This window comes from Maricaulis sp. CAU 1757, assembly GCF_054482675.1.
The window spans coordinates 184,368-208,925 of record NZ_JBTLRI010000004.1 but is presented as its reverse complement, the minus strand read 5'-3'; the positions used below and the strand labels follow the sequence as shown (position 1 = coordinate 208,925).

Here is a 24,558-nt window from a genome sequence, read left to right as displayed (position 1 = left end):
TGACCGGCTTATTCGGCCGGAATGGCGAGGGCGGGCCGGGCCGCCGGGGCGGCCAGGTCGGCGAGGGTGAGGCGGCTGTGCCGGGCCGCGGCTGCGGTCGCCGGATAGTCGCTGCGAAAATGCCCGCCGCGGCTTTCCCGGCGGCCGAGGGCGGCGGCGGCGATGAAGCGGGCGGCGATCAGGGCGTCGGCCTCGCCGAAACGGCGGCGCAGATCGTCGACCAGGGTGATCAGGGCGCGCAGGTCTGACGCGTGGCGTTCGACGCCGCAGAACTGGCTCATGGCATGGCGCAGGCGGGACAGGGCAAGCGGGGGCAGGCTCGGCGGGACGAGGGCTTCACTGCCATCGCCGGACGGGTCGGCCTCCGCCGTGACGTCGACCGCGCGGGCCAGGCGGGCGGCGAAGACCAGGGCTTCGGCCAGGGAGTTGGAGGCCAGGCGGTTGGCACCGTGCAGGCCGGTGGAGGCACATTCGCCGATCGCCCACAGGCCGGTCACCGAGGTGCGGCCGTCGAGATCGGTGGCGACGCCACCCATGTGGTAGTGCGCCGTCGGGGCGACCGGTATGGGGCTTTCGCGCGGGTCGATATTGGCAGCGCGGCAGGCCGCGAAGACGGTCGGGAAACGCTCCGGGAAGGCGACGCCGACGGCTTCGCGGCAATCCAGGAAGGCGCCCTTGCCGCTGGCATTCTGGCGGTGCACGGCGCGGGCCACGACGTCGCGCGGGGCGAGCTCGGCGGCGGCGTGCAGGGCCGGCATGAAGCGGTGGCCCCGGCCGTCAACCAGGGTGGCGCCCTCGCCGCGCAGGGCCTCGGTGCACAGCGGCGCCGGGTCGAGGCCGGCATTGAGGGCGGTGGGATGGAACTGGACGAACTCGGCGTCCTGGATGACGGCGCCGAGCCGGGCCGCCATGGCCATGGCCTGGCCCTGGGCGCCGGCGGGCGTGGTGGTCAGGGCAAACAGGCCGCCGGCGCCGCCCATGGCGAGCACGGTGTGGGCGGCTTCGATGCGCTGGTGGCGGCCGTCGGATGTGGTCGCGAGGACGCCGGTGCAATGGCCCGTTTCGCCCAGCAGGGACACGGCCTTCCAGCCGTCCCGGATGTCGATGTGGTCGGCAGCGCGGACGGCGGCAATGAGGATCTGCATGATCGCCGCGCCGGCCCCGTCGCCGCGCACGCGGGCGACGCGGGCGCGCGAATGGGCGGCCTCGCGGGACAGGGCCCAGTCATCGCCAGCGCGTTCGAGCGGGGCGCCCAGCGCAGCCAGCGCCTCGACCTCGGCGGCAGCGCCCTCGGCGAGCGCGCGGGCGGCCTCGGCGTCGACCAGGCCGGCGCCGGCGGCGACGGTGTCGGACGCGTGCAGGGCCGGGCTGTCATCGGCGGCGAGGGCAGCCGATACGCCACCCTGGGCCCAGCCGGAGGCGGCGCCCTGGCCGAGCGGCGCGCCGGTCAGAAGCACGACCGGCCGCGGCGCCAGTTTCAGCGCCGCCCACAGGCCGGCCAGGCCGGCGCCGCAGATGATCACGGGGCGGGTCATGGGGTCGGCTCTACACCGCCACCAGATCGACCGGCTTCTCGGTCTTGCTCGGATCGAAGCTGGCCGGCACGGCCGGCTTGGGCAGGTCGAGCATGGCCTGGACCGAGGCGCGGGCGCGTTCGGCCACGTCGGCATCGACCTCGACCTCGGTCTCGCCGGTCATCAGGCAGGTGTAGATGTTTTCCAGGGTGATGCGCTTCATGTGCGGGCACAGATTGCAGGGCCGCACGAAATTCACTTCGGGCACTTCGACGGCGACATTGTCGCTCATCGAGCACTCGGTCAGCAGCACGGCGGTCTTGGCCCCGGACTTGCGCGCCCAGTCGGCCATGGCGGCGGTCGAGCCGGCGAAATCGGCGGCCTGGACGACGTCGAGCGGGCTTTCCGGGTGGGTGATGATGACCACGCCGGGGTGGGCGTCACGCAGGTCCTGCACGTCCTGGGCGGTGAATTGCTCGTGCACTTCGCAGGCGCCGGCCCAGGTCAGGATGCGGACATCGGTCTGGGCCGCGACATTCTTGGCCAGGTACTGGTCGGGCAGCAGGATGACGGTGTCGGTGCCGAGGCTCTCGACGACCTGCACGGCGTTCGACGAGGTGCAGCAGATGTCGCACTCGGCCTTCACCTCGGCCGAGGTGTTGACATAGGTGACGACCGGCACGCCGGGATAGGCGGCCTTGATGCGGCGCACATCGGCGCCGGTGATCGAGGAGGCCAGCGAGCAGCCGGCCCGGGTGTCCGGGATCAGGACGGTCTTCCCCGGCGCGAGGATCTTGGCCGTCTCGGCCATGAAGTGGACGCCGGCCTGGACGATGATGTCGGCCTCGCTGTCGGCCGCCATGCGGGCCAGGGCGAGGCTGTCACCGGTGAGGTCGCCGACGCAGTGGAAAATGTCGGCGGTCATGTAATTGTGCGCCAGGATGACCGCGTTCTTTTCCTTCTTGAGCCGGTTGATGGCGTGGATGAGGGGCGCCTTCTGCGGCCACTCCATCGGGGTCACGACGTGCTTCACGCGCTCGTAGAGATGGTCGGTCGCAGCCTTGACCTCATCGGTATAGGCGAGTTCCGGCCGGTCCTGATCTAACCGGTGATCCGTGTCCTGGAAGTTCATCCCGTCCATCTCGGCCCTCACTTTTGCTCGCAATGAGCATAACTGGGTGGTTCTTAAGGGCGGTCCGGATGATCCGGCCGCCCTTATGCTCGGAGTGAGCCTATCAGCCCCCCATATATGCTCACCGCGAGCACAATGCAATAAGCCGGGCTGCGACGGTCGCCAGACCTGGTAGCTCGCGGTGAGGCGGTGTTGTCTTACTTCGGAAGGTCGGCGTGCTCGCCCTCATGCTCTGCCGTGGCGGGGCTGCCTGCCATGGCGGAATCGCCACCAAGCGTCGTCACACCCAGAGTGCTCGCTGACTGATAGCCGACGTTTGCCTGCTGTTGCGCATACACAGCGTCCTGTTCCGCTTGGGTCTGGGCGGTCTCCACCGCCTGCTCGCCCACGGGATCCGCCGTCATGGCCGCAACCGGCGTTTCGCCTCCAAGTTCCAGAGCCACGCCTTGCGTCGGCGTCGCCTGGAGAATAGTGGTCGAGTTCTGTACGGCGGACGTGGCATCCCCCGTAGACTCCGGCAAAGCCTCCTGGGCGAGGGTTGCGCTCGAGCCGATGGTGGCAAGAAGGCAAAGGCTTGCGACGGTCGTCCGGTAGCGGTGTGGCATGTCCTGATCCCCTGTTTTTCAAGGGTCTAGCGCACAGGTCCTGCCATCCGATTAAGCGCCGGCCCGATCACCCCTCCCGCAGGCGCGGCGTCGCCAGGCCGAGCGAGGGCAGGCCGGCCAGGGCATCGCGGCGATAGCGGAACAGCTCGGCGGGCCGACCGCCGGTGCGAACCTTCTGCTTGCCGGTGCCTTCCACGAAGCCGGTGCGGTCCAGCGCCCGCCGGAAGTTCTGCTTGTGCAGACGGTGGCCGGTGATCGCCTCGACGACGCTCTGCAGGGCCGACAGGGTGAAGCGCTCGGGCATCAGTTCGAAGACGATGGGGCGGTACTTGATCTTGCCGCGCAGGCGGCTGACGGCCGTGGCCAGGATGCGGCGGTGGTCGGAGGCCATGGAATGGCCGAAGCCGGCAAAATCCTCGCCCGGCTCGGCCTGGCCGTCACGCACCGCCTCGGCCACCAGCCCGGCTTCGTAAAGCAGCTCGTAGCGGTCCAGCACGCGTTCCTCGTTCCAGCCGCCATCGCCGGCACCGAAACACTGCTTGAGGCGGTCATGGCGCGAGGCCCGACGGCCTGGCACCCCGGCCTCGTCGGCCCATGAGGACAGGCGCGGCAGGATCTCGCTCTGGATGATGTCCGGCCGGCCATCGCGCCAGTCTTCCCAGGGAAAGAACTCATACCAGCCGCGCCAGCGTCCACCGCCGTCCGGCGGGGTTTCGGTCTGGGCGGTCAGGCCGAGATAGCCGACCGAGATGATGCGGGCGTCCTCCGATCCGGTCATCGCCGCGACCGGTGCCTCGCGGCCGCGATCGCCGAAGGTGTAGAGCTGTTCGACATAGCCGAGCTGGAAGCGCGCCTGCTCGGCGACCCAGCGTCTCAGGCCGATCTCGAAAGTGCGGTGGCGGGCCGGGTCGAAGGGACCGAAGGGCAGGGCGACATCGCCGCCGGGCTGGGGCACGATAAGGACTTGCGGGACATCGCCGTCGACGGTCAGGATGACCGCATTGAGGCCGACCGAAAGGGCTTGTCCCGCCTGGCTCATCCGCGTCCTTCCATTTGCGCCAGGACGGTCTCGAAGGCATCGAGGAACAGCGCCTGGGCGGCCATCACCGGCAGCGGTTCGATGGCAATTTCCAGCTCGGCCGGCGGGCGGCCGAAGAATTTCACGGATTCGGCGTGGTTGAAACCGGCGATCTGGGTGGCCTCGAAATAGGCACAGATGACGTCGGCGCGCTTGATCTTGCGCTTGACCTCGCGCGGCAGGCGCGGTGGCAGGCCGAAGCGCAGGTGGATGGCGTTCTCCAGCCGGTCCTCGAACTCGCGGTAATTCACCCCGAGCGCCGCCTTGAACGGGCTGATCATGTCGCCGATCACGTATTCGGACGCATCGTGCAGGATGGCCGCCAGGCGCCATTTGTCCTCGAGGCCAGGATAGAGATGATCGAGAATGCGCAGCACGACCACGGAATGCTCGGCCACGGAAAAGGCGTGATTGCCCCGCGTCTGCCCGTTCCAGCGCGCCACCCGGGCCAGGCCGTGGGCGATGTCCTCGATCTCGACGTCGAAGGGCGAGGGGTCCAGCAGGTCCAGCCGGCGACCGGAAATCATGCGCTGCCAGGCGCGGGGGGCGTCTTTCTTGCGGGCGGCGGCAGGCATGCGGATCTCCTCGGCGGCGGCATCGACAGCGGGCCGGGGGAGATAGCATTGATGGCCGATGGGCTCCACTGTCTGGAGTCAGCGGAATGGACCCCAACCACCGGCAATTGACGCAGCGCCCCGGAAAGCGTGTGATGTCCCTGGAAAAAATGGGGAGACGGCAATGTCGCTGACGCGTGTGGTTCTCAGACTTGGACGCAATCCGGATGCCGGCTACCCGGACGGTGATCCCCACCGGGGCTACCGCCTGATCGCGCCGCTGGACAAGGACGGCAAGCTCGACGTCGAGCTGTGGCGGGAGCGCAAGCAGGACTGCACCGTCGACCGGTTTTCGCCGGAGGCCGACGAGGCCGCGGACGGCTGGCTGTCACACCGCGGCAGCCATTGGTTCTTCCGGTATGACGAGGAAGATGAAGGCCCCGACGAGCCGGTCTACCGGCTTGGTGACCACACGCTGCGCGAGGGCGAGTACATCACGATCCATGAGGCCGACGGCGATGACCTGACCTACCGGGTGACAGAGGTGGCGCCGGCCTGAGGCCTACCCGTCCTCCGCCACGATCGCCACCAGCGACAGATCCGGGCTCACCGCCAGCCGGGTGATGCCGGTGAGGCCGAAAGCGCCGAGGTCGGTCGAGGCCAGCCAGTCGTTCTCCACGGTGCGGAAGTGCAGCACGCCATCGGCTACGGCGAAGAAGCCGTGCGAGCCGTCCGAGAAGGCGAAGACGGCATAGTCCTGCGTGGCGCCTGGCAGGTCGAACATGGGCCGGATGGAGTAGTTCTCGAAGCCGAAATTCATCACCGAGAAGCCTTCGCTGGCCCGCGGGATGGTGAAATAGGCGCTTTCGTGACCGGGCGCCGGATAGAGGGCCCGACCGATATTGTCGATCATCGCCTGCGGGCCCTGGTCGGAGAAGCGGTCGACCACGTGCAGCTGGAAGGGCTCGGTCAGGGCGAAGGTGACGGCGCGCGTCATGTCGTTGTTCCAGGCGTAATAGCCGAACGGGCCGTGCTCGCTGGCGGCATGGGCGACGCCGCCGCCGGGCGCGTCGAGCCAGACCTGGCCGCCATACTCGCCCGGCGCCTGGTGGATATAGCTGATGGCGTCACCGGCCGGGGTCGGGCGCGGGGTGAATTCGCTTTCCGTCGGCGTGTCGGTGATCTGCCAGCGGGTCGAGCAGTCCAGATTGCAGCGCCAGATGTCGGTTTCGCCATTGTCGTCGCCGGACGAGAAGTAGAAACCGCTGCCGTCGGGCAGGAAGGCGGGCTGATTGTCATAACCGGGACGGGCGGTGACGTTGACCGGCTGGCCGAGCCGCGGCGTGCCGGTGCTCCAGTCGATCGAGGCCATGTAGATGTCGACGCGCGGCAGACCCGGATCCTCTTCCGGCTCGGCGTCCTGGGCGTAGGCCGGGGCGGCGTTGAGGGTGAGGCCGACGAGGCAGGCCAGGGCGAAACGGGACATGGGACTACTCCTGCTATTCGGAACGCTTGCGCACGGCGGCGGCACCGACGCCGTAGCCGGCGCCGAAGGCACACAGCACGCCGGTTTCGCCGACCTGCATGTCGTCGCGGTGCATCTGGAAATTCATCACCACGGAGGATGAGGAGGTATTGCCGTACTCGCCCAGGATGGCCGGGGCATTGTCGGGTGTTCTGGGGCGATCGAGGATGCGCCTGGCGATCATGTCGATCATCCGGATATTGGCCTGGTGCAGCCAGGTGCGGCTGACGTCTTCCGGCGCCAGACTGACCTGCTGCATCAGGTCTCGGGCCACGGTCGGGGCGAAGGAGACGACGTCCTTGAAGACGCGGTGCCCGTCCTGGTCGAGATGCGGCTGGTAGTCCGGATCGACCTGGCGCTCGGCGATGTTGAGAAAGCCGAAATCGGAGCGCAGCGCCGAGGAGAACCTGTTCTGGGCATGGGTGCCGAGCAGGTCCCAGCCGCCTGGCCGGCCGTCATCCGCCTCAACGATGATGGCGGCCGAGGCGTCACCGAAAATGAAGTGGACGTCGCGCCGCGAATGCACATTGATGGCGGTCATCAGTTCCGGCGAGGCGACGAGGATGCGGCGGGCCTGGCCGGAGCGGATCATGCCATTGGCGATATGCAGGCCGTACAGGGCCGAGGCGCAGGCCATGGTCAGGTCGAAGGACCAGCCAGTGGCGCCGATGGCGTCCTGGATCTCGCAGGCCAGGCCGGGAAAATTGCGCTGCTGGGCCGAGCTGGCCACGATGACGCCGTCGATCTCGCTGCCATCCAGACCGGCCTCGGCCAGCGCCGGGCGGATCGATTCAAGGGCGAATCCGGCCTGGACGGAGAGCTCGCCGACGGCGCGTGGCGGGATCCGCGGGGTCAGCGTGTCGATGTCGAGAATGCCGGATTTCTCGTATACGTGGCGGCGCTCGATGCCCGAGGCGTTGACGATGAACTCGCTGGACGACAGGGGGACTTCTTCCATGTCACCGGCGGCGATGGCTGCCGCGTTGCGCGCGTTCTCGCGCTCGGCATAGGCATTGTAGCTCGCCACCAGTTCGTCATTGTCGATGGAGTGTTCGGGGACGTAAAACCCCGTCGCCCGGATTACGCTGCCAGTCACGGTCCCGCTCGCCTCTACCCGTCATCCCCGCAGGCACCCTAGCGCATGCAGGACCCGGATCAATGCGATGGATCACTCGCGTCGGCCGATCAGCCCGTCAGCCGGCAGCGGTGCGGGGCGGGTGAGGGCCTGAGCCGCGAGGCGTCTTGCGACGCTCGATGGCCGGGCGGCGGGACAGTTTGGGCAGGTTGCCATCCCGTGCCAGCGACCGCAGGAAGCTGGAGAAGAACTCGAAGGCCTCTCGGCGGGGCAGGCTGACCACCTCTTCCTCGCTGCTGGCATGGCTCCAGTACGAGGTGACGTGCGATACCGCTGACAGATCGGCTCCGAGGGTTTCGAAATAGTCCGGAGCCTGCAGCAGGAAGCGCTGAATGGCGAGCAGGTCGCGCCCGCTGGCGAAGGCCTCGAACTCGCTGTCATAACGCCCCAACAGGCCACACAGGGACTGCCAGCGGCGGCGCGTCTCCTTGAAGATGGCCCGGCGCATCTCATTGAGATGGACGAGCTCGCCCGGAGTGACACTGCGCACTTCCAGATTACGCATGTCGTAAATGAAATTCTCCAGATCGGCACGCAGCGCGTCGACCTTCCACTTGTAGTACAGCACGCCCTTCCAGCCGTAGAGCCCGTCCTGGAACTCGTCCTCGGTCATCTGCAAGGCGATGCGCAGCAGATTCATGCGCTCGCTGTCCTCGCCGGACAGGATCTCGCGCGCCAGCTTGCGCGCGCGAATGGAAATGGTCGTGTCGTCCTGGCAATTCAGTGCCAGCTTCACGACAGCGCCGATCTGGTCGCCGACAAAGGCTTCCATGCGCTCCGTCTCGCCCGGATTGATGTCGAAGTACAGCATTGACACCGGGTGCTTGTGGCGGCGGAAGCGCTCGGCCAGCAGGAAAGGGTCGAAGGAGGGAATGGCGGCCAGCTCGCGCAGGCGATCCAGATCGTCATAGTCCGGCGGCCCGGTTCGCGCGGAACCCAGGAAGTCGCGCAGCCGGGTGGCGAAACCGCATTGCTCGACAATGAAGCTGTGGCCGCCGGCCGACAGGTCGGTGGCGCTGATCGGAATGATGATCTTGGTCACCACCGCGTTCTCGGTTTCCAGATAGGACCGTTCCTGCGGCCGCACGGTGTGCTTGATCAGGAAGGACTGGTTGAGCCGTGACGACCAGAACATGGGCTGGCTGGCGTGCTCCAGGTAGCGGTGGGCGCGGACATGGATTGAGTGCAGATCCAGAATGCGCGGGGTCGCGCCGCCCTTCACCAGCCGCATCAGATTGGCTTGTGGTCCACCTGAAATCATTGTTTTGCTGGTTGGGCGCCAGTGCGCCACACCCCCTCCAATATCGTCGAGTCCCCACTCTGATCGCTGGAAGGCTAACGCACTCAGGTTAAGTCCGCATAATCCGGCAGGCTAAGGTTGTCGCGAGCGCGTCAAGGATCTGTTCACCATTTCGCCGACCCTGGGCGGCACGGGGCCGTCAGCAGATTACGCTCAGTCGCCGGCGCTTTGTGCTGGCGCGCGATGATGGATCTCGTAGCCGGTGTATTCGCCGCCTGTGGCAATGAATGCGCCAGGGCTGCCCGTGTCGTCCGTTGCCATGGTCACGAAGTCGAGCACGATGCGAGCCGTGTCCTCGATGACCGCCGTCTCAGGAGCGTCGGGTGCCAACCCGAAATCGTGCTCACCGCCCTCGCGCACGAGGGCGACATGGTCAGCCGCACCCGCCATTTCGAGCGCCGCTAGATGGTCTTGCCAATCCGGGACCCAGCCGGGCACCAGGTCGGCATCACCCGTCAGCACGAGCAGGGGCGCCTCAAGGCTGGCATAGGAAGAGGACGTGATCAGGCCGGGGATTCGGCCCGGCGTGGACAGCATCACGACGGCCCGCACCGCCGGATCGCGGGTCATGCCGAGTTCGGCCAGCGCTCCGCCTGCGACCGCCGCGATCAGCGACCCGTAGGAGTGGCCCACCGAGACGACCGGCAGGTCGGCAAAGCGCTCCCGAGCCGCTCCGGACAGGCTCGCCATGTCGGCAAGGCGCGCCGGGAATGCGGTTTGCAACGTGTAGTCGGATTGGTCGGGATGATGGCGGGAATCGACGTGCAGCGGGGCGAGCACAGTCCAGCCGGCTGCAGTCCAGATGTCGAACAGCGGCGTGTAGAACTCGAGGCCGGCACCCCCGCCATGCGAGAACAGCATCACACCTTTCGGTTCGGCGGCCGGGTAGGTGAAGACCGTCACCTCGCGCCCGTCGGGCGTCCCCAGGACGGACGAGGAGGGCTCCCCGGCAAAGGCCGGGCGGCCGGTCAGAACAGCAATCACAATGAGCAGACCCGCCAGGGCCGCCCGCACAAACTGGGACATGAAATCTCCGATGATCGAGACTGTGGCTTACAGTTTTTCGAGGAAGACCGTGCCGGCCGAATAGCCGGCTCCGAAGGAGCAGATCAGCCCCTTGTCGCCGGCCGCGAACCCGTCATGGTGACGGTGGAAGGCGACAAGCGAGCCGGCGCCGGCTGTGTTGGCGAACTCGTCGAGGATGACCGGGGCCTCGTCCTCGGTGAAGTCGCGGCCGAACACCTTCTTGGCCACCATCATGTTCATGTTGATATTGGCCTGGTGCAGCCACAGCCGCTTCATGTCGTCCGGCTTGAGGCCGAGGCCGGCCATGTCGGTGAGGATCATGTCGGCCACCATCGGGCAGACTTCCTTGAACACCTTGCGGCCCTCCTGGACGAAATAGCGGTCCTCGAAAGCGGGCTCGGGGTCCTCGGCGGCGTTGAGGAAGCCGAAATTGGAGCGGATATTGTTGGAGAACTTGGTCATCATGCGGCGGCCGAGGATGCGCCAGCCCTGGCCGCCGGCCTTCTCCTCGCTCTCCACCAGCACCGCCACGGCGACATCGCCGAAGATGAAATGGCTGTCGCGGTCGCGGAAATTGAGTTGCGGCGTGGTGATCTCCGGCGTCACCACGAGCACCGAGCTCGCCATGCCGGTCTCGATCAGGTTGATGGCGTTGATGATGCCGAAGGTGCCCGATGAACAGGCCACGGTGATGTCATAGCCGAAGCCCTCGATGCCGAGCGCGTCCTGGATCTCGATGGCCATGGAGGGATAGGTGCGCTGCATCGAGGTGGCCGAGCAGATCACCGCGTCGACGTCACTGGCGTCGCGGCCGGCCAGTTCGAGCGCTTCGCGGGCGGCGTGGCAGCCGGCTTCGGCCATCAGCGACAATTCGTCATCGCCACGCGGCTCGACGCGCGGCCGCATGCGCTCGACGTCGAGCACGCCCTCGCGGTCGATGGTGTAGCGCGATTTGATGCCGGAGGCCTTCTCGATGAAGGCCGAGGAGGACGGGTTCTTGGCCTCGACGGTGCCGCGCTCGATGGCGCTGGCATTGTCCTTGTTGAAGCGCTCGACATGGGCGTTGTAGACGGCGACGAGCTCGTCATTCGAGACACTGTCCTCGGGACACCACATCCCGGTCGACCGGATCACTACGCTCATCGCTCTAACTCCACCGTCACAGTTCGGGCGGGCAATCTAGTCCCGCGCGCTGGCGAGGTCACGTGGGGAGTGCGGTTGCCCTCCCCTGCGCAGCGGGGGAGGTGCCGACCCCGGCCTTGCGCCGGGGGATGGGGGAGGGGGTGGATCACGGCCTCACACGCCCCCCTCAGGCGGGCTGGCGCCGCCAGCTCCCCCGCTCGCGGGGGAGCTGACTGGTACACGCGCGGCCGGGTTGCCATCCGGCTGACCGCCCAACGTGTTCAATCTCCTCCATCGTCATCCCACGGGGACGCGAAGCGGCATCCGGGGGACCTCAGCTAGCCGGATTGCGGATCGGGCTGAGATTTGGCGGCAGTCTGGATGGCTGAGGTCCCCCGGATCCCTGCTTTGCAGGGACCGTGGGATGACGGTGGTTACTCGTGGTGCGTGCACACGCCACTCACCCCATTCCCCAAACTCATCCCATCGCCTTCACCACCCCGTGCCGCGGACAACTCACCTCGTGATCATTCACCAGCCCCACCGCCTGCATGAAGGCGTAGACGATGACGGGGCCGGTGAATTTGAAGCCGCGGCGCTTGAGGTCCCTGGCGATGCGGGCGCTGAGCTCGGTCTGGGCGGGGGTGGTGCGCCAGTCGGTCTGGGTGTTCTGGATCGGGCTTCCGTCGACGAAGTCCCACCAGTAGTCGGAGAAATCGATGCCGGCTTCGCGCATGGCGAGATAGGCCTGCGCATTGCTGATGGCGGCCTCGATCTTGAGTTTGGAGCGGATGATGCCCGGATCGGCGAGCAGGCGAGCGCGGTCATGGTCATCGTAGCGGGCGATGATGTCGGGGTCGAAACCGTGGAAGACCTCGCGCATGTGGTCGCGCTTGCGGAGCACGGTGATCCAGGAGAGGCCGGCCTGGAAGCCGTCGAGCATCAGCTTTTCCCACAGGGCGCGGGGATCGCGCTCGGGCACGCCCCATTCGGTGTCGTGATAGTGGGCGTAGATCGGGTCGGGGACGTTGACCCAGCCGCAGCGGTTGCCGTCGCCCGGATCGGCGCTCATACGCGGTCTGCCGCTTGCGGCGGCCAGTAGGCGTCGGGCACGGTCAGATTGGCCTGCTGTCCGTCGGCCTCGCAGTAATGCTCGGCCGTGCGCAGCTTGTCGAGACGGGCCAGGACGAGGGCGGTGTGGCCGTCGGCCGAGGAGATCTCGCCGATCGTGGTCGGCCCGGCTGTGACCGGGGTGCCGGGGGCCGGGGCGTGGCCGGCGAACACGGCCGGCACGGTGCGCTTGCGGATCGAGCCGCGGCGCTTCATGCGGCTGACCACCTCCTGGCCGATGAAACAGCCTTTTTTCCAGCCGATGCCGCCATACAGGTCGAGATTGACGTCGGTCGGGAAGACCTGGGCCTCGCCGTAATCGCGGCCGAAGGCCGGGCAGCCGAGGCGGATCTCGTGGGCGTCTAGCGGGCGCGCCTGCGGCGCCTCTCCGCCGGTCTGGCACAGACCCCGATGAATGGTGCCGTCCAGGCGGGGATCGGCGGCCGAACCGTCAAAGGCGTCGCGCGACCACACCGGCACGAGGTCGGCGTGCACGGCGATCTCGGCCTTGGCGCGCAGGCGGAACAGGCTGAGGCGCTTGACCAGACCGTCGGCGGCCGGGCTCAGGCAGTCCAGCCAGACCGCGTCCCCGTCGGCGAAGACCAGGAAATCGGCCAGCACCTTGCCTTGCGGCGTGAGCAGGGCGGAGGGCACGCAATGGCCGGGTCCGACGGCTTCGATGTCGGCGGTGATGACGCGCTGCAGGAAGCTGCGGGCATCCGGGCCGATGACGGAAATCACGGTGCGCCCGGGCAGGGCATGGAGGTCGGGGAAGGGATCGCTCATCCGGCAAGGATATGACATTGCGCTCGCGGCTGGCCAAGCCCTGTTGGCCACGGTATTTGCCAAGCCATGGAGCGCATCCTTTTCATCACCTCGACCCGGATCGGTGACGCCATCATCAATTCCGGCCTGTTGCGGCACCTGGTCGAGACCCGGCCGGATGCCCACTTCACCATCGCCTGCGGCCCGCTCGCGGCGTCGCTGTTCGCCGCCGTGCCGCGGCTCGAACGCCTGATCGTGATGCGCAAGAAGACCGCCGGCGCACACTGGCTGGACCTGTGGCTGGCCAGTGTGGGGACCCGCTGGGACCTGGTGGTCGACCTGCGCGCTTCGGCCACCGCATTCGTGCTGAATGCGCGGCAGCGACGGGTTCTGCGCCGGCCGTCGGAAACCCTCAACAAGGTGGAGGAAGCGGCCAGCGTGCTCGACCTGGACAGCGTGCCGGCCCCGAAAATCTGGCTCAGCGAAGAGGCCCGGGCCTATGCCCAGGCGCATCTTCCGGACGGACGGGACTTGCTGGCCATCTGCCCGTCCGCCTCATGGGTCTTCAAGGTCTGGCCCGCCGACAGGTTTGCCGACTTCATCGCCCGCTTCACGGGCTCTAACGGGATCATGCCGGGCGCTCCGGTCGTCCTGCTGGGCGGACCGGGCGACGAAGTCTATGCGGATCCGATCCGCGCGGCTTTGCCGGACACGCAGTTCGTCGACCTGCTCGGCCTGGGCCTGATGGAAACTGCCGCCTGCCTCGAACGCTGCCGGCTCTATGTCGGCAATGACAGCGGGCTGATGCACATGGCGGCGGCGATGAAAGTGCCGACGCTGGGCCTGTTCGGGCCGAGCGATGATCGCTGTTATGCGCCCTGGGGGACGCATGCCGACTTCGTGCGTGGCCCGGCCACTTTCGAGGAAATCGACGCGGCGCATGACGATCGGCGCAAGGCCAATTCGAGCCTGCTGGCTGACCTCGAGGTCGACACCGTGTATCACGCTGCCCAGAGGCTGTTCGAAAGGACCCAGACATGAGCCGGACATTTGATCTCCTGCTGCGCGGCGGCACCATCGTCAATCATGATGGCACCGGCATCGCCGATGTCGGTGTCAGCAAGGGCAAGATTGTCGAAATCGGCGATCTGGGCGGCTGCGATGCCGGCGAGGTGGTCGACTGCAAGGGCCTGCTGGTCCTGCCCGGCGTGATCGACACCCAGGTGCATTTCCGCGAGCCGGGCATGGAGTGGAAGGAAGACCTGCAATCGGGCTCGCTGTGCGCGGTCATGGGCGGGGTGACGGCGGTATTCGAGATGCCGAACACCAACCCGACCACGACCGTGCCGGACATGATGATCGACAAGCTGGAGCGGGCCCGCGGCCGCATGCATTGCGACCACGCCTTCTATGCCGGGGCGACGTCGGAGAACTCCGACGTGCTGCCGGAGATGGAGCGCATGCTCGGCTGCTGCGGCGTCAAGGTGTTCATGGGGGCCTCGACCGGCTCGCTCCTGGTCGCCGATGACGAGGGCGTCGAGCGGGTGCTCAACGCCATTTCGCGGCGCGCGGCCTTCCACTCGGAGGACGAATACCGGCTCGAGGAGCGGCGCAGCCTGGCCGTCGAGGGTGACTGGACCAGCCACCCGGTGGTGCGTGATGCCGAGGCCGCCATCCTGTCGACCAAGCGCCTGATCCGCCTGGCCCGCAAGACCGGCAAGCGCATCCACGTCTTGCACGTGTCGACGGCGGAGGAGATGGAATACCTCGCCGATCACCGGGATATCGCCAGCGTCGAGGCGACGCCGCAGCACCTGACCCTGGAAGGGCCGGGCATCTACGAGGAGATCAAGGGCCGGGCCCAGATGAACCCGCCGCTGCGCGACGCCCGGCACCGGGCCGGGCTGTGGCGCGGCCTGCAGCGCGGCATCGTCGATGTGATCGGTTCGGACCACGCGCCGCACACGCTGGAGGAGAAGGCCAAACCCTATCCGCAGAGCCCGTCCGGCATGCCGGGCGTGCAGACCCTGGTGCCGGTCATGCTGGACCATGTGAATGCCGGGCGGCTGAGCATCGAGCGCTTTGTCGACCTGACCTCGGCCGGGGCGCAGCGCATCTTCAATATCGCCAACAAGGGCCGCATGGCGGCCGGCTGGGACGCCGACTTCACCCTGGTCGACATGAAGCGGACCGAAGAGATCACCGATGACTGGTCGGTGACCAAAACGGGCTGGACCCCGTTTGCCGGGCGCAAGGTGACGGGCTGGCCGGTCGGCACGATCATTCGCGGTCGCACCATCATGCGTGACGGCGAGCTGGTCACCGAAGGCGCCGGTGAGCCGGTGCGCTTCCAGGACACGCTTCCTAAATCCTAAGGCGCTACGCCATCCGCCGAGCCAATGACGAGAGAGACTGCCGCGTGAGCAACGATATCCTGACTGCCATCGCCCCGGGCGAGCTGATCGACAAGATCACCATCCTGCGCATCAAGTCCGAGCGCATCGAGGACGCGGCCAAGCTGGCCAATGTGCGTCACGAGCTGGACGTGCTGAACCGGACGCGCGCCGAGGCCGTCGAGGAGACAGCCGAGCTGAAGCGCCTCGATGGCGAGCTGCAGACGGTCAACGAGGCGCTGTGGGAAATCGAGGACGATATCCGCGATTGCGAGCGGGCCGGGGATTTCGGTGAGAAGTTCATCGAGCTGGCGCGGGCCGTCTACAAGACCAATGACAAGCGGGCGGCGCTGAAGAAGGAGATCAACACCCTTCTCGGCTCGGCCATCGTGGAAGAGAAATCCTACGCCGACTACTAGGCGGACAGCCAGACGGAGGGGCCGCCATGGACCGCCAGAGTTTCTACTTTTTCGACATTGACGAGAACATCCTGCACCTGCCGACGCGCATTCACCTGACCAATACGGTGACCGGTGAAGAGCGGGCCATGCGCCAGCACGAGTATGAGGACATCCGCGCCTATCTCGGCGTGCCGGGCCTGTGGGAGGACTGGGCCGATCCGCCGGCCCGGGCCTATCGCGAGTTTTCCGACGGCAAGGACCGCAATGGCGAGGAATACCTGCTGCGCGACGTGCGCCGGGCCCTCGACACCGCCAATTGGCGCGGCCCGTCCTGGGAGATTTTCAAGTATGCCGTCCTGAAAAAGCGGCCGATGGCGGTGATCACGGCGCGCCAGCACTCGCGCGAGATCATCCAGGAAGCGCTCAAGCTGATCGTCGACGCCGGCCATCTGCCGGAAGAGCCGAACCTGATCTCGATCTACCCGGTGTCCAATCCGGCGATCCGCGACGAGCTGGGCGCGCACCTGACGACGGCCGGGCTGAAGCGCGCCGCGATCCGCAAATGCGTCGAGGTCGGGCTGGACATGTTCGGCCGTGACCTGCCGCACTCCTTCGGCATGTCGGACGATGACCTGAAGAATGTCGACCTGATCACCTCGGCCATGCTCGAGTGCAAGCTGGACTATCCCGACAAGCGTTTCTTCGTCATCTCGACCAATCGCCGCCGCCACGTGAAGATGGAAATCCTGCCGCCGCACAAGGAGGAGGAAAAACTCCGCGCGGCCGAGGATGCGTATTACGGGTGATGTTTCCTCCCCTGCGTGAGCGGGGGAGCGGACGCACCGGACGAGGTCCTTCCCCTTGATAGGGAAGGTGCCCCGAAGGGGCGGAAGGGGTGAATCCCGGTGCTGGACCTGTCGGACACCCGGCTCCCACCCCCTCCGTCTCGCCGCCGACGCGGCGATCCACCTCCCCCATCAAGGGGGAGGACCTGCACCGGGCCGAGCGCCGTCACCCCTCCTCCCCGGGGAGGAGGTGCCCCGAAGGGGCGGAGGCGGGGGGAGTCCTCGGCCCTCTCCGGAAAGTGCCTGCAGCAGGAAACCCCTCTCCGGACAGACCCCGCCATTCCCCCTCTCCCTCGATCCCTCTCCCCAGGGAGAGGGAGGCTCACGCGATCATAAAATTTTTTATCCGCACTCTCAGCGACCGTCCGTGGCGGTTTTCTCAATGAAATCAGCGGGCGGTCCTTTTTTCGCCCGTTTCATCCCCACCCCCTCTGACCCGTGAGACACTTCCCCCGTCCTCGCACCAGCTCGAGGCCCGGCCTAGACAACCGGGGGGCGGGGAGAGCGGAGCTCGTCCGGGTCGGTCGGTCATGTCGGCCGGCGACCCCGGCGGGGCTGCGGGCGGCGAGGAGCGGCACTATTGGAGGACCGTTCCAGACCAGCCCGCCTTGCCAACTCGGGTCCTTCGAGGCCCGGTCAAATCTCCGCATGCGGGACGGTGTCGACGACCAGTTCTTAATTCGCAGGACGTCTGCACCGTCCCGCATCCTCATCCCGCCAGGCGGAGGCGCCGTGGCGCTATTGGTCGTGTCTCGGCACGGGGCTGGCCAGAGCGGCGGTCAACAGGGAGGCCAGGTAAACGGGCGTATGAGCCGGACTGCGAGGACAGGGAGCCATGAAAAAGCCCTCCCGTTTCAGGGAGGGCTTCTGCCTTTCTGGATCGTCGCCTCAATCGCTCCGGTGCACCGTCAGCAGCGGCACGTAGGCGGACCGGATGGCCGGGACGAGGCCGCCGAAGAAGCCGATGATCACGGCCATGATCATGCCGGCAATGATCGATCCGCCGGTGACGGCGAAGGAGAATACGACCTGGGTGAAGCCGGACCCCAGAGTGGAGGCCGAAACTCCGTTGAACAGCAGGTAGACGGCGACGGCTCCCAGCAGCCCGCCGAGCGCGGCCAGGACCAGCGACTCGATCATCGTCCCGACGGCGGCGGCGAAGCCGGAAAAGCCGATGGCGCGCAGGGTGGCGATCTCGCGCATGCGGGTGTCGACCGAGGAGTACATCGTGTTCCAGGCCCCGGCGAGGGCACCGATGGCCATGGTGATGGCCAGCGGCCAGCCGATGAATTCGATCAGCACCGCCGTGCCACCGGCCTGTCCGGCGTAGAAGTCCGGCTCCGACTGGATGTCGAGATTGAGCCGGGGCTCGGCCTCGACATAGGCCTCGACCTCCGAGATCGCCTCCGGCGAGGTCAGCCGGGCCCGCACCGACTGCACGCCGGTGCCGCGATTGTAGAGGTTCTGGATGACGTTGAGGTCGGCCCAGATCTCGCTTTCGAAGACCGAGCCGCCGGTCGAGAAGATGCCGACCACGACCCATTCATTGGAGCCCAGGCGGATGACCTGGTTGAGACCAAAGCCGTCGAACTCGCGCAGGATGGCCTCGCCGACGACCAGTTCATTGGTCCCCGGCTCGAACATGCGGCCCTGGGAAATCTCGAAGCCCTCGCGCAGGGCGAAGGCCTGCTGGCCGACCCCGCGCAGGGGCAAATTGGCCTCGGTCTGGGAAGAGCGCTTGATGCCGTCGACGATGACGTAGAGCTCGCCAGAGACCAGGGGATTGCCCTCGGCATCGCGGGCGATCCCCGGAGCCTCCTCGACCAGGCGCACCTGGGAGGCGCCGAGCCCGCTATTGAGCTCGGCCTGGGAGCCGGCGCGCAACATGACCACGGTGCTCTCCGACCCGGTGCCCTCAAGCGTCGCCTTGAAGCCGTTGGACATGGCCAGGAAGCCCAGCAGGACGGCGGTAACCAGGGCGATCGAGATCACCGTGGCGGTGGACAGTCCGGCCCGTTGGGGGATGGACCGCAGGTTCATCATCGTGACGGCGCCGATTTGCTTGAACATGTGCGCCTCCTATTGCTTGCCGAGGGCGTTGACGATCTGCACGCGCTGGGCATTGAGAGCGGGAACCAGGCCGGTGACCAGGCCGAGGATGATGGCGATGACCAGGCCGGTCCAGAACACGTCCGGCGGCAGGGCGAGTCCGGGCAGGAAGGCCTTCAGGGCCTCGGCCACGACCGCCAGCATGCCGGCAGCGGCACCCAGTCCGATGAGGCCGCCAAGCAGGCTGAGCAGCACGGATTCCGCGAGCACCATGCGGAAGATGCGCGGGGCCGGGAAGCCCAGCGTCTTCATCACCGCGATCTCCTTGGTGCGCTCATTGATGGCGGTCACCAGGGTGAAGCCGACAATGATCAGGATGGTGGTGAAGGCCGAGCCGACGACGAAGAGCAGGATCAGGGCGATATTGCCGAACTGGTTGGCAAAGCCCTCGCTGAACGCCGCCTCGGTCGTGGTCTCGGTCTCGGCCGGGGAATTGGCGAACAGGGCGTCGATGTCGCGCATCACCCGGTCATTGATCGAGGCGTCGGTGGTGTTGATCACCATCCAGCCGAGCTGGTCCGTGTTGAAGCCCAGCGACTCGTTGTAATAGTCGTAGTGGAACATGGCGTAATTGGCCGGGTATTCGTCGGTGTGGCCGTCGAAGATGGCGCAGATGTCGAATTCCCAGAACGAGGTGCCGTCGGTCTTCTGCCAGATGTTGGAATTGAGCGGCACACGGTCGCCCAGCGACCAGCCGAGGATGTCGGCAATGTCCTCGCCGACGGCCAGGCAGGTCCGGTTGTTGATGAAGGCCTCGCGCTGGTCCGGTTCGAAGACCAGTTCGGGATAGGCTTCCAGCCAGCTTTCCGGGTCAACCACGAAGGTTTGTACCTGCCGCGTCGGCTCCTGGTAATAGCCGCCGAACCAGCTGGCGTGGGAGACGTTCTCGACGCCTTCCACGGCTTGCACGCGGGCCCAGTAGGCGATCGGCATGGAGACCGTGAAATTGATCCGGTTGACGGTGACCAGACGGTTCTCCGCGGCCAGGTCGGCGCCGGAATTCCACACCTTGTTGAAGGCGCCGAGGACGCCGAAGATCAGGAAGGCGATGACGATGGAGGCGATGAGAAGGATCGTCCGCAGCTTCTTGCGGAAGAGATTCTTCCGGATCAGCGTGAGATCATTCATTGCGCCGGCTCCAGCTCTTTCTCGACAAAGCGGCCCTTGTCGAGATGCAGTTCGCGGCGGGCATATTTGGCGGCCGAGGGGTCGTGCGTGACCATGATGATGGTCTTGTTCATCTTGGAATTGAGCAGCTGCAGGACTTCCAGGATCTCGTCGGCCGACTTGCGGTCGAGGTCGCCGGTCGGTTCGTCACACAGCAGCACCTGCGGGTCGGCGACGATGGCGCGGGCGATGGCCACGCGCTGCTGCTGGCCGCCGGAGAGCTGGCGCGGCCGGTGGCCCTTGCGGTCGGCCAGTCCGACGATGTCGAGGGCGGTCTGGACGCGTTCCTTGCGCTGCTTGCCGGACAGCTTGGTGAGAAGCAGGGGCAGCTCGACATTCTGCGCCGCGGTGAGGGTCGGCATGAGATTGTAGAACTGGAAGATGAAGCCGACATTCTGGGACCGCCACCTGGCCAGCTTGCCCTGGGACAGTTTGTCGATGCGGGTATCCTTGAACACCACCGAGCCGGAGGACGGCTTGTCGATGCCGCCGAGCATGTTCAGGAGGGTGGTCTTGCCCGAGCCGGACGGCCCCATGATGGCAATGAAATCGCCTTCCGGGATGCCCATGGTGAGCTCTTCGAAAATGGTGATGGATTCCTTGCCCCGCGTGTAGCGCTTCGACAGGTCGGTCAGATGATAGAGCGTTTCCACAAGCTTCCCCCTCGTTTCCCGCCAGGCGGGTGGTTATTCCACAAAGATCACGCGCGCTGCCATGTCCGGCAGGATGCGCTCGTCGCGTTCGTCAAAGGCCACGCGCACGGTGATGGTGGCGCGGGCGCGATCGGCGGTCGGGATGATGGCCTCGACATGGGCCGGGATGCGCCAGTCCGGATAGGCATCGAGGCGGGCCTCGACCTCCTGGCCCGGGGTGACCCGGCCGATCTGGCCCTCATTGACGTCGACCTCGATTTCCAGGCTTTCCATGTCGACCAGGGTCGCCACCCCGGTCCGCGTGAAGCCCCCGCCAGCCGAGGCCGGCGACAGGATTTCTCCGACTTGGGCGTTCTTGGCGATGACGACGCCACCGAACGGCGCGCGCACGACATGGCGCTCGATGAGATCGGTCTGCGAGGCGATCTGGGCCTGGATGGCGGCGATATCGGCGCGGGCGGCGGCGATCTGGGCTTCCAGGCTGTCGCTTTGCGCCTGGGCAGACGTCACCGCAGCGCGCGAGCCGATATCGCGGTCGGCCAGGGTGGCAGCGCGGGTTTGCACGCGGCGGGCCTCGTCGAGCTGGGCGGTGAGCGAGCGGATGCGGGCCGTGGCGGCCTGGCGCTGGGCCTGAAGCAGGTCCAGCTGGATGCGGGCGCGGTCATCGTCGAGCCGGGCCAGGACCTGTCCGGCTTCAACGACCGCGCCTTCCTCGACCAGAAGCTCGCGGATGCGGCCGGTGATCTCGGCGGACACGGTGGCCTGCTGGCGGGCCACGACATAGCCGGAAGCGACCAGGCCGGAGGCCCGTGCCGGAGGCGGGGCCGAGGTCGTCGTGCCGGGCGTGGATGCCGGGGTTTCGGTGGTCTGGGCGACCGGCTGGACCGGTGGCGGAGCCTCGGGCATCGGACGCAGGAACCAGCCCCCGGCGGCACCGCCGACGGCGGCCAGGATGGCAATGGTCAGCACCACGACCAGCGACGAGCCGGAGCTTTCGGTCTCGTTCTCGCGGTCGATGCTGAGCGATTCTAGTTGGCTATGACGATCCGACATGTTCTCCCCACACACCCGTCCCGATTTGGTCTTAGACCAGTCCGTGGGGATTGGGAACGGGATTGCGGCGAACGGAGTCCCGCTCCCGCAGCCGCGATCAGTCGAAATAGGCCGAGCGCATCATTTCCGACAGGTCCCTGCCGCGCAGGCCCAGGGCCCGGCGTTCGGCATCGGCCTCGGCGCCGCATCGGGTGCGGTAGCGTTGCTGGGCGCGGTAGCCGGCATTGAAGCTGTCGACCATGCGGGCGCGCAGCCGACCGTCCGACGGTGCTTCCATGTCGAGCAGTCGGACCATGCGGTTGCGCCACTGCTGGGCCTGCTCGCCCTCGCAGGCATAGGCCAGGTAGTGCAGCTCGCCGAGGGTGTGCGCGAGATAGGGCAGGGTGCGGCCGCGGTCGACTTCGTCATTGAAACCGACCGGGTCGAGGCCGGGCTTCTGGGCCGGTGCGGCGCCGGCAGCGAGGCCGGCGAGGGCAAGACTGAAAACAAGATGACGCATGACGCGGATCATGCCTTGGAATGTGGCGCGGGCAAGGCCTGTATGATGTCGCGGGCCCGATGCAGCACCTGGCGCGTGCGGTCCCATCGCGTGCGCTTGACCGCTTCTTCGAAGGGCAGGAATTCCGCGGCCGACGCATCATCGGCCGGCACCGGCTCGCCGCCGGTCCAGCGGGCGGCGAAATCGACCAGGAGGTAGTGCCAGTCGCCGGGTTGCCCGGGTTCACGCTTGCCTATGGAATCAACCACATCGATCAGGCCGACAATCTCGGCCTCGACCCCGGTTTCCTCACCCAGTTCGCGCAGGGCAGCCTCGGCGGCGGTCTCGCCGTATTCCACCTTGCCGCCGGGGATCGACCACTGGCCTTCATAGGGCGGTCGTCCGCGCTTGATGAGCAGCACGTCTTCGCCGCGGAACACGACCACTCCGGCGCCTGGCGTCGGCTGGCGCCGCGGCTGGGTTTCGCGCTCACTCATCCGTCGGAATCGTTGGCAGCGTCCGGCTCGTACTTGCCGTTGGGCGACCACAGGGCGAGTTCATTGCCGCTCGGGTCGGTGAAGTGGAAGCGCCGCCCGCCCGGGAAGTCCTCGCGGTGGACAATGGTGCCGCCGGCCTTCTCCACCCGCGCTTCCGCCGCCAGGATGTCCTTGGCCTTGAGGATGATCAGGCAGCCCTTGGCATAGGGTTTGTCCTCGAGGCGCAGGCCGCCATCCAGCCCGGCATTCTCGAAGGCGGCATAGGTGGGCCCGAAATCGATGAAGCTCCAGCCGAACGCCCCGCCATAAAAGGCCTTCGCGGCCTCCATGTCGGTCACCGGGATCTCGTTGTAGTCGATCTTCAGGATGGCTTCATTGTCGTTCACTTGGCTGTCCACCCGCCGTCCACGCTGATCCACGAGCCATTCATGTTGGCCCCGGCGTCGGAGACAAGATAGAGCAGGGCGCCGGCGAGTTGGTCATAGGTGACGAATTGCTTCGTCGGCTGGGCCGCCAGCATGACGTCGCGCACGACCTCCTCCTCGGTGATGCCGCGCGCCCTGGCCGTGTCGGCGATCTGGTTTTCCACCAGCGGCGTCTTGACGTAGCCCGGACAGATCGCGTTGCAGGTGATGCCGTCTTCCGCGACTTCCAGCGCTAGTGTCTTGGTAAAGCCCATGACACCGTGTTTTGCCGCCACATAAGCTGATTTGAACGGCGAGGCGACGAGTCCGTGGGCCGAGGCCAGGTTGACGATGCGGCCCTTGCCCTGACGTTTCATGATCGGCAGGGCGGCCTTGGCGCCGTGGAACACCGAGGTCAGGTTGATGGCCAGGATGGCGTCCCACTTCTCGGCCGGGAAATCCTCGACAGGCGAGACATGCTGGATGCCGGCATTGTTCATCAGGATGTCGAGGCGACCGAATTCGGCGTCGGCGAAGGCCACCATGTCGGCGATCTCGTCGGCCTTCAGCATGTTGGCGCCGTGATAGCGCACCTCGACTCCATGGTCCTTCGCGATGCGGGTCCGCAGGGCCTCGATGTCCTTGGCGTCGCCCAGCCCGTTGAGCACGATATTGCAGCCATTCTCGGCCAGCGCCTCGGCCATGGCAGCGCCGATCCCCGTCGTCGAGCCCGTGATGACGGCGACCTGGCCGGAGAGATCGGTTCGAATGGAAGACATGAATGACCCTTCAAGTTTGTGTCAGGGCAAGAAAGGCGAGGTTGGGGGCGCGGTCAAGCTCCGGCGGGTGCCGGCTGCGGGCGCGTGAAAAGCAGGTCATCCGGTTTCGAGCCGTCCGGCTGGTACCGGTAGCCTCCCAGGTCGAACTTCACCAGTTCATCCGGATCCTCGACGCGGTTCTCGATCACCCAGCGCGCCATCAGGCCGCGCGCCTTCTTGGCATAGACCATCAGGGCGCGCAGCTGACCGTCCTTTTCCTCCTTGAAGGTGGCGGTAATGACCCGGCCCTTCAGGGTCTTCTTGTCGACCGATTTGAAATACTCGTTCGAGGCGAGGTTGAGCACAACCGGGTTGTCGGACTGCAGCGTGTTGAGCTCGCGGGCGATGCGGTCGCCCCAGAAGTCATACAGCGTCTCGCCGCGCCGCGTGTGCAGTTTGCGGCCCATTTCCAGCCGGTAGGGATGGATGCCGTCGAGCGGGCGCAGCAGGCCGTACATGCCGGACAGGATGCGGACGTGGTCCTGGGCCCAGGCCAGGTCTTCATCGCCCAGCGAGGTGGCGTCGAGCCCGCGGTAGACCTCGCCATTGAAGGCGAAGGCCGCGGCCTTCTCGCCCGGGGCCTCGGTGTCGAAAGCCTGGAAACGGTCGCGGTTGAGGCGGGCCAGGTCATCATTGATCTTCATCATCGACTTGAGCTTGTTCAGGCTCAGCTGGCGTGTTGTCTTCGACAGGATGCGGGTTTCGTCGATGAGCGGTGGCTCGGTGAGGTCGAGATCGCGCCCGACCGGGTCGAAATTCATGTTCTTGGCGGGCGAGAGCAGAATCAGCATGGGCCACCTCCTTTGGCTGCATATTTAATGACCGCATAGCCACAGGAAAGGGCCGAGGTGTTCAGGAAATCCGAACATTCCGC

At 66.7% G+C, this 24,558-nt stretch carries 26 protein-coding genes; 5 read left to right on the top strand and 21 right to left on the bottom strand.

Annotation, left to right across the window (positions count from 1 at the left end):
• Nucleotides 1-8: 8 nt before the first annotated feature.
• The 5 genes from ACXYMR_RS12030 to ACXYMR_RS12010 form a co-directional block, all read right to left on the bottom strand.
• Nucleotides 9-1,535, bottom strand: a complete 1,527-nt coding sequence (locus tag ACXYMR_RS12030) for an L-aspartate oxidase (RefSeq protein WP_458943115.1) — start codon at nucleotides 1,533-1,535, stop codon at nucleotides 9-11.
• Between the two features lie 10 nt (nucleotides 1,536-1,545).
• Nucleotides 1,546-2,646, bottom strand: a complete 1,101-nt coding sequence (gene nadA / locus ACXYMR_RS12025) for a quinolinate synthase NadA (RefSeq protein ID WP_458943222.1) — start codon at nucleotides 2,644-2,646, stop codon at nucleotides 1,546-1,548.
• A gap of 197 nt (nucleotides 2,647-2,843) precedes the next feature.
• Complete coding sequence (locus ACXYMR_RS12020) at nucleotides 2,844-3,251, bottom strand: hypothetical protein (protein ID WP_458943114.1); 408 nt, start codon at nucleotides 3,249-3,251, stop codon at nucleotides 2,844-2,846.
• 67 nt (nucleotides 3,252-3,318) lie between these two features.
• A complete protein-coding gene (locus tag ACXYMR_RS12015; protein ID WP_458943113.1) occupies nucleotides 3,319-4,290 on the bottom strand; it encodes an NUDIX hydrolase in 972 nt (323 codons plus the stop codon).
• On the bottom strand, nucleotides 4,287-4,904 hold the full coding sequence (locus ACXYMR_RS12010) for an HD domain-containing protein (RefSeq protein ID WP_458943112.1): 618 nt from the start codon (nucleotides 4,902-4,904) through the stop codon (nucleotides 4,287-4,289). The genes ACXYMR_RS12015 and ACXYMR_RS12010 overlap by 4 nt, the downstream gene beginning before the upstream one ends.
• 163 nt (nucleotides 4,905-5,067) lie before the next feature.
• On the opposite strand from ACXYMR_RS12010, the gene ACXYMR_RS12005 reads away from it, so the two are divergent.
• Entirely contained in the window at nucleotides 5,068-5,442 is a 375-nt protein-coding gene (locus tag ACXYMR_RS12005; protein ID WP_458943111.1) for a hypothetical protein, read from the top strand.
• A 3-nt stretch (nucleotides 5,443-5,445) separates the two neighbouring features.
• Here ACXYMR_RS12005 and ACXYMR_RS12000 read toward each other — a convergent pair whose 3' ends face one another.
• From ACXYMR_RS12000 to ygfZ, 7 genes are all read right to left on the bottom strand, one after another.
• A complete protein-coding gene (locus tag ACXYMR_RS12000) occupies nucleotides 5,446-6,369 on the bottom strand; it encodes a TolB family protein (RefSeq protein ID WP_458943110.1) in 924 nt (307 codons plus the stop codon).
• 13 nt (nucleotides 6,370-6,382) lie between these two features.
• A complete protein-coding gene (locus ACXYMR_RS11995; protein ID WP_458943109.1) occupies nucleotides 6,383-7,504 on the bottom strand; it encodes a beta-ketoacyl-ACP synthase III in 1,122 nt (373 codons plus the stop codon).
• A gap of 97 nt (nucleotides 7,505-7,601) precedes the next feature.
• A complete protein-coding gene (locus ACXYMR_RS11990; protein ID WP_458943108.1) occupies nucleotides 7,602-8,774 on the bottom strand; it encodes a hypothetical protein in 1,173 nt (390 codons plus the stop codon).
• Nucleotides 8,775-8,996: 222 nt separating this feature from the next.
• A complete protein-coding gene (locus tag ACXYMR_RS11985; protein WP_458943107.1) occupies nucleotides 8,997-9,869 on the bottom strand; it encodes an alpha/beta hydrolase in 873 nt (290 codons plus the stop codon).
• A 27-nt stretch (nucleotides 9,870-9,896) separates the two neighbouring features.
• Nucleotides 9,897-11,012 (bottom strand): beta-ketoacyl-ACP synthase III, encoded by a 1,116-nt coding sequence (locus ACXYMR_RS11980; RefSeq protein ID WP_458943106.1) that lies wholly within the window; start codon nucleotides 11,010-11,012, stop codon nucleotides 9,897-9,899.
• A 457-nt stretch (nucleotides 11,013-11,469) separates the two neighbouring features.
• Complete coding sequence (locus ACXYMR_RS11975; protein WP_458943105.1) at nucleotides 11,470-12,063, bottom strand: DNA-3-methyladenine glycosylase I; 594 nt, start codon at nucleotides 12,061-12,063, stop codon at nucleotides 11,470-11,472.
• The gene (gene ygfZ / locus ACXYMR_RS11970) at nucleotides 12,060-12,887 is read right to left on the bottom strand and encodes a CAF17-like 4Fe-4S cluster assembly/insertion protein YgfZ (RefSeq protein WP_458943104.1); all 828 of its coding nucleotides are present in this window, start codon (nucleotides 12,885-12,887) and stop codon (nucleotides 12,060-12,062) included. Before ygfZ ends, ACXYMR_RS11975 begins: the two co-directional genes overlap by 4 nt.
• Nucleotides 12,888-12,953: 66 nt before the next feature.
• Here ygfZ and ACXYMR_RS11965 point away from each other — a divergent pair, with 66 nt between their 5' ends.
• The 4 genes from ACXYMR_RS11965 to ACXYMR_RS11950 are packed head-to-tail and all read left to right on the top strand — an operon-like array spanning nucleotide 12,954 to nucleotide 16,466.
• On the top strand, nucleotides 12,954-13,907 hold the full coding sequence (locus tag ACXYMR_RS11965) for a glycosyltransferase family 9 protein (protein WP_458943103.1): 954 nt from the start codon (nucleotides 12,954-12,956) through the stop codon (nucleotides 13,905-13,907).
• Complete coding sequence (locus ACXYMR_RS11960) at nucleotides 13,904-15,241, top strand: dihydroorotase (protein ID WP_458943102.1); 1,338 nt, start codon at nucleotides 13,904-13,906, stop codon at nucleotides 15,239-15,241. Before ACXYMR_RS11965 ends, ACXYMR_RS11960 begins: the two co-directional genes overlap by 4 nt.
• A gap of 44 nt (nucleotides 15,242-15,285) precedes the next feature.
• Nucleotides 15,286-15,678, top strand: coding sequence for a DUF6165 family protein (locus tag ACXYMR_RS11955; protein WP_458943101.1), 393 nt, complete (start codon nucleotides 15,286-15,288; stop codon nucleotides 15,676-15,678).
• Between the two features lie 26 nt (nucleotides 15,679-15,704).
• The gene (locus ACXYMR_RS11950) at nucleotides 15,705-16,466 is read left to right on the top strand and encodes a hypothetical protein (protein WP_458943100.1); all 762 of its coding nucleotides are present in this window, start codon (nucleotides 15,705-15,707) and stop codon (nucleotides 16,464-16,466) included.
• A gap of 927 nt (nucleotides 16,467-17,393) precedes the next feature.
• Here ACXYMR_RS11950 and ACXYMR_RS11945 read toward each other — a convergent pair.
• The 9 genes from ACXYMR_RS11945 to yaaA all read right to left on the bottom strand — a co-directional run bounded on the left by ACXYMR_RS11945 (nucleotide 17,394) and on the right by yaaA (nucleotide 24,475).
• Nucleotides 17,394-18,575, bottom strand: coding sequence for an ABC transporter permease (locus ACXYMR_RS11945; protein ID WP_458943099.1), 1,182 nt, complete (start codon nucleotides 18,573-18,575; stop codon nucleotides 17,394-17,396).
• Nucleotides 18,576-18,584: 9 nt separating this feature from the next.
• Complete coding sequence (locus tag ACXYMR_RS11940) at nucleotides 18,585-19,742, bottom strand: ABC transporter permease (RefSeq protein WP_458943098.1); 1,158 nt, start codon at nucleotides 19,740-19,742, stop codon at nucleotides 18,585-18,587.
• On the bottom strand, nucleotides 19,739-20,434 hold the full coding sequence (locus ACXYMR_RS11935; protein ID WP_458943097.1) for an ABC transporter ATP-binding protein: 696 nt from the start codon (nucleotides 20,432-20,434) through the stop codon (nucleotides 19,739-19,741). Before ACXYMR_RS11935 ends, ACXYMR_RS11940 begins: the two co-directional genes overlap by 4 nt.
• Nucleotides 20,435-20,467: 33 nt before the next feature.
• Complete coding sequence (locus tag ACXYMR_RS11930; protein ID WP_458943096.1) at nucleotides 20,468-21,487, bottom strand: efflux RND transporter periplasmic adaptor subunit; 1,020 nt, start codon at nucleotides 21,485-21,487, stop codon at nucleotides 20,468-20,470.
• A gap of 97 nt (nucleotides 21,488-21,584) precedes the next feature.
• Nucleotides 21,585-21,986: a TIGR02301 family protein gene (locus ACXYMR_RS11925; RefSeq protein ID WP_458943095.1), complete on the bottom strand. Its 402-nt coding sequence runs from the start codon at nucleotides 21,984-21,986 to the stop codon at nucleotides 21,585-21,587.
• A gap of 8 nt (nucleotides 21,987-21,994) precedes the next feature.
• Nucleotides 21,995-22,462 carry an NUDIX hydrolase gene (locus ACXYMR_RS11920; RefSeq protein ID WP_458943094.1) on the bottom strand — a complete coding sequence of 156 codons (468 nt, stop codon included), beginning with the start codon at nucleotides 22,460-22,462 and terminating at the stop codon, nucleotides 21,995-21,997.
• Nucleotides 22,459-22,848: a VOC family protein gene (locus ACXYMR_RS11915; protein ID WP_458943093.1), complete on the bottom strand. Its 390-nt coding sequence runs from the start codon at nucleotides 22,846-22,848 to the stop codon at nucleotides 22,459-22,461. The genes ACXYMR_RS11920 and ACXYMR_RS11915 overlap by 4 nt, the downstream gene beginning before the upstream one ends.
• Nucleotides 22,845-23,645, bottom strand: a complete 801-nt coding sequence (locus ACXYMR_RS11910) for a 3-hydroxybutyrate dehydrogenase (protein WP_458943092.1) — start codon at nucleotides 23,643-23,645, stop codon at nucleotides 22,845-22,847. The genes ACXYMR_RS11915 and ACXYMR_RS11910 overlap by 4 nt, the downstream gene beginning before the upstream one ends.
• A gap of 53 nt (nucleotides 23,646-23,698) precedes the next feature.
• Nucleotides 23,699-24,475, bottom strand: coding sequence for a peroxide stress protein YaaA (yaaA, locus tag ACXYMR_RS11905; protein ID WP_458943091.1), 777 nt, complete (start codon nucleotides 24,473-24,475; stop codon nucleotides 23,699-23,701).
• Nucleotides 24,476-24,558: the final 83 nt, after the last annotated feature.

What these genes read in the sequence shown, in the direction of transcription:
- ACXYMR_RS11975 (WP_458943105.1), bottom strand. Translation starts at nt 12,063, where the DNA reads ATGAGCGCCGATCCGGGCGACGGCAACCGCTGCGGCTGGGTCAACGTC.
- ACXYMR_RS11945 (WP_458943099.1), bottom strand. Translation starts at nt 18,575, where the DNA reads ATGTTCAAGCAAATCGGCGCCGTCACGATGATGAACCTGCGGTCCATC.
- ygfZ (WP_458943104.1), bottom strand. Translation starts at nt 12,887, where the DNA reads ATGAGCGATCCCTTCCCCGACCTCCATGCCCTGCCCGGGCGCACCGTG.
- ACXYMR_RS11950 (WP_458943100.1), top strand. Translation starts at nt 15,705, where the DNA reads ATGGACCGCCAGAGTTTCTACTTTTTCGACATTGACGAGAACATCCTG.
- ACXYMR_RS12020 (WP_458943114.1), bottom strand. Translation starts at nt 3,251, where the DNA reads ATGCCACACCGCTACCGGACGACCGTCGCAAGCCTTTGCCTTCTTGCC.
- ACXYMR_RS11980 (WP_458943106.1), bottom strand. Translation starts at nt 11,012, where the DNA reads ATGAGCGTAGTGATCCGGTCGACCGGGATGTGGTGTCCCGAGGACAGT.
- ACXYMR_RS12010 (WP_458943112.1), bottom strand. Translation starts at nt 4,904, where the DNA reads ATGCCTGCCGCCGCCCGCAAGAAAGACGCCCCCCGCGCCTGGCAGCGC.
- ACXYMR_RS11910 (WP_458943092.1), bottom strand. Translation starts at nt 23,645, where the DNA reads ATGTCTTCCATTCGAACCGATCTCTCCGGCCAGGTCGCCGTCATCACG.
- ACXYMR_RS12005 (WP_458943111.1), top strand. Translation starts at nt 5,068, where the DNA reads ATGTCGCTGACGCGTGTGGTTCTCAGACTTGGACGCAATCCGGATGCC.
- ACXYMR_RS11925 (WP_458943095.1), bottom strand. Translation starts at nt 21,986, where the DNA reads ATGCGTCATCTTGTTTTCAGTCTTGCCCTCGCCGGCCTCGCTGCCGGC.
- nadA (WP_458943222.1), bottom strand. Translation starts at nt 2,646, where the DNA reads ATGAACTTCCAGGACACGGATCACCGGTTAGATCAGGACCGGCCGGAA.
- ACXYMR_RS12015 (WP_458943113.1), bottom strand. Translation starts at nt 4,290, where the DNA reads ATGAGCCAGGCGGGACAAGCCCTTTCGGTCGGCCTCAATGCGGTCATC.
- ACXYMR_RS11940 (WP_458943098.1), bottom strand. Translation starts at nt 19,742, where the DNA reads ATGAATGATCTCACGCTGATCCGGAAGAATCTCTTCCGCAAGAAGCTG.
- ACXYMR_RS11985 (WP_458943107.1), bottom strand. Translation starts at nt 9,869, where the DNA reads ATGTCCCAGTTTGTGCGGGCGGCCCTGGCGGGTCTGCTCATTGTGATT.
- ACXYMR_RS11930 (WP_458943096.1), bottom strand. Translation starts at nt 21,487, where the DNA reads ATGTCGGATCGTCATAGCCAACTAGAATCGCTCAGCATCGACCGCGAG.
- yaaA (WP_458943091.1), bottom strand. Translation starts at nt 24,475, where the DNA reads ATGCTGATTCTGCTCTCGCCCGCCAAGAACATGAATTTCGACCCGGTC.
- ACXYMR_RS11960 (WP_458943102.1), top strand. Translation starts at nt 13,904, where the DNA reads ATGAGCCGGACATTTGATCTCCTGCTGCGCGGCGGCACCATCGTCAAT.
- ACXYMR_RS11990 (WP_458943108.1), bottom strand. Translation starts at nt 8,774, where the DNA reads ATGCGGCTGGTGAAGGGCGGCGCGACCCCGCGCATTCTGGATCTGCAC.
- ACXYMR_RS12030 (WP_458943115.1), bottom strand. Translation starts at nt 1,535, where the DNA reads ATGACCCGCCCCGTGATCATCTGCGGCGCCGGCCTGGCCGGCCTGTGG.
- ACXYMR_RS11920 (WP_458943094.1), bottom strand. Translation starts at nt 22,462, where the DNA reads ATGAGTGAGCGCGAAACCCAGCCGCGGCGCCAGCCGACGCCAGGCGCC.
- ACXYMR_RS12000 (WP_458943110.1), bottom strand. Translation starts at nt 6,369, where the DNA reads ATGTCCCGTTTCGCCCTGGCCTGCCTCGTCGGCCTCACCCTCAACGCC.
- ACXYMR_RS11965 (WP_458943103.1), top strand. Translation starts at nt 12,954, where the DNA reads ATGGAGCGCATCCTTTTCATCACCTCGACCCGGATCGGTGACGCCATC.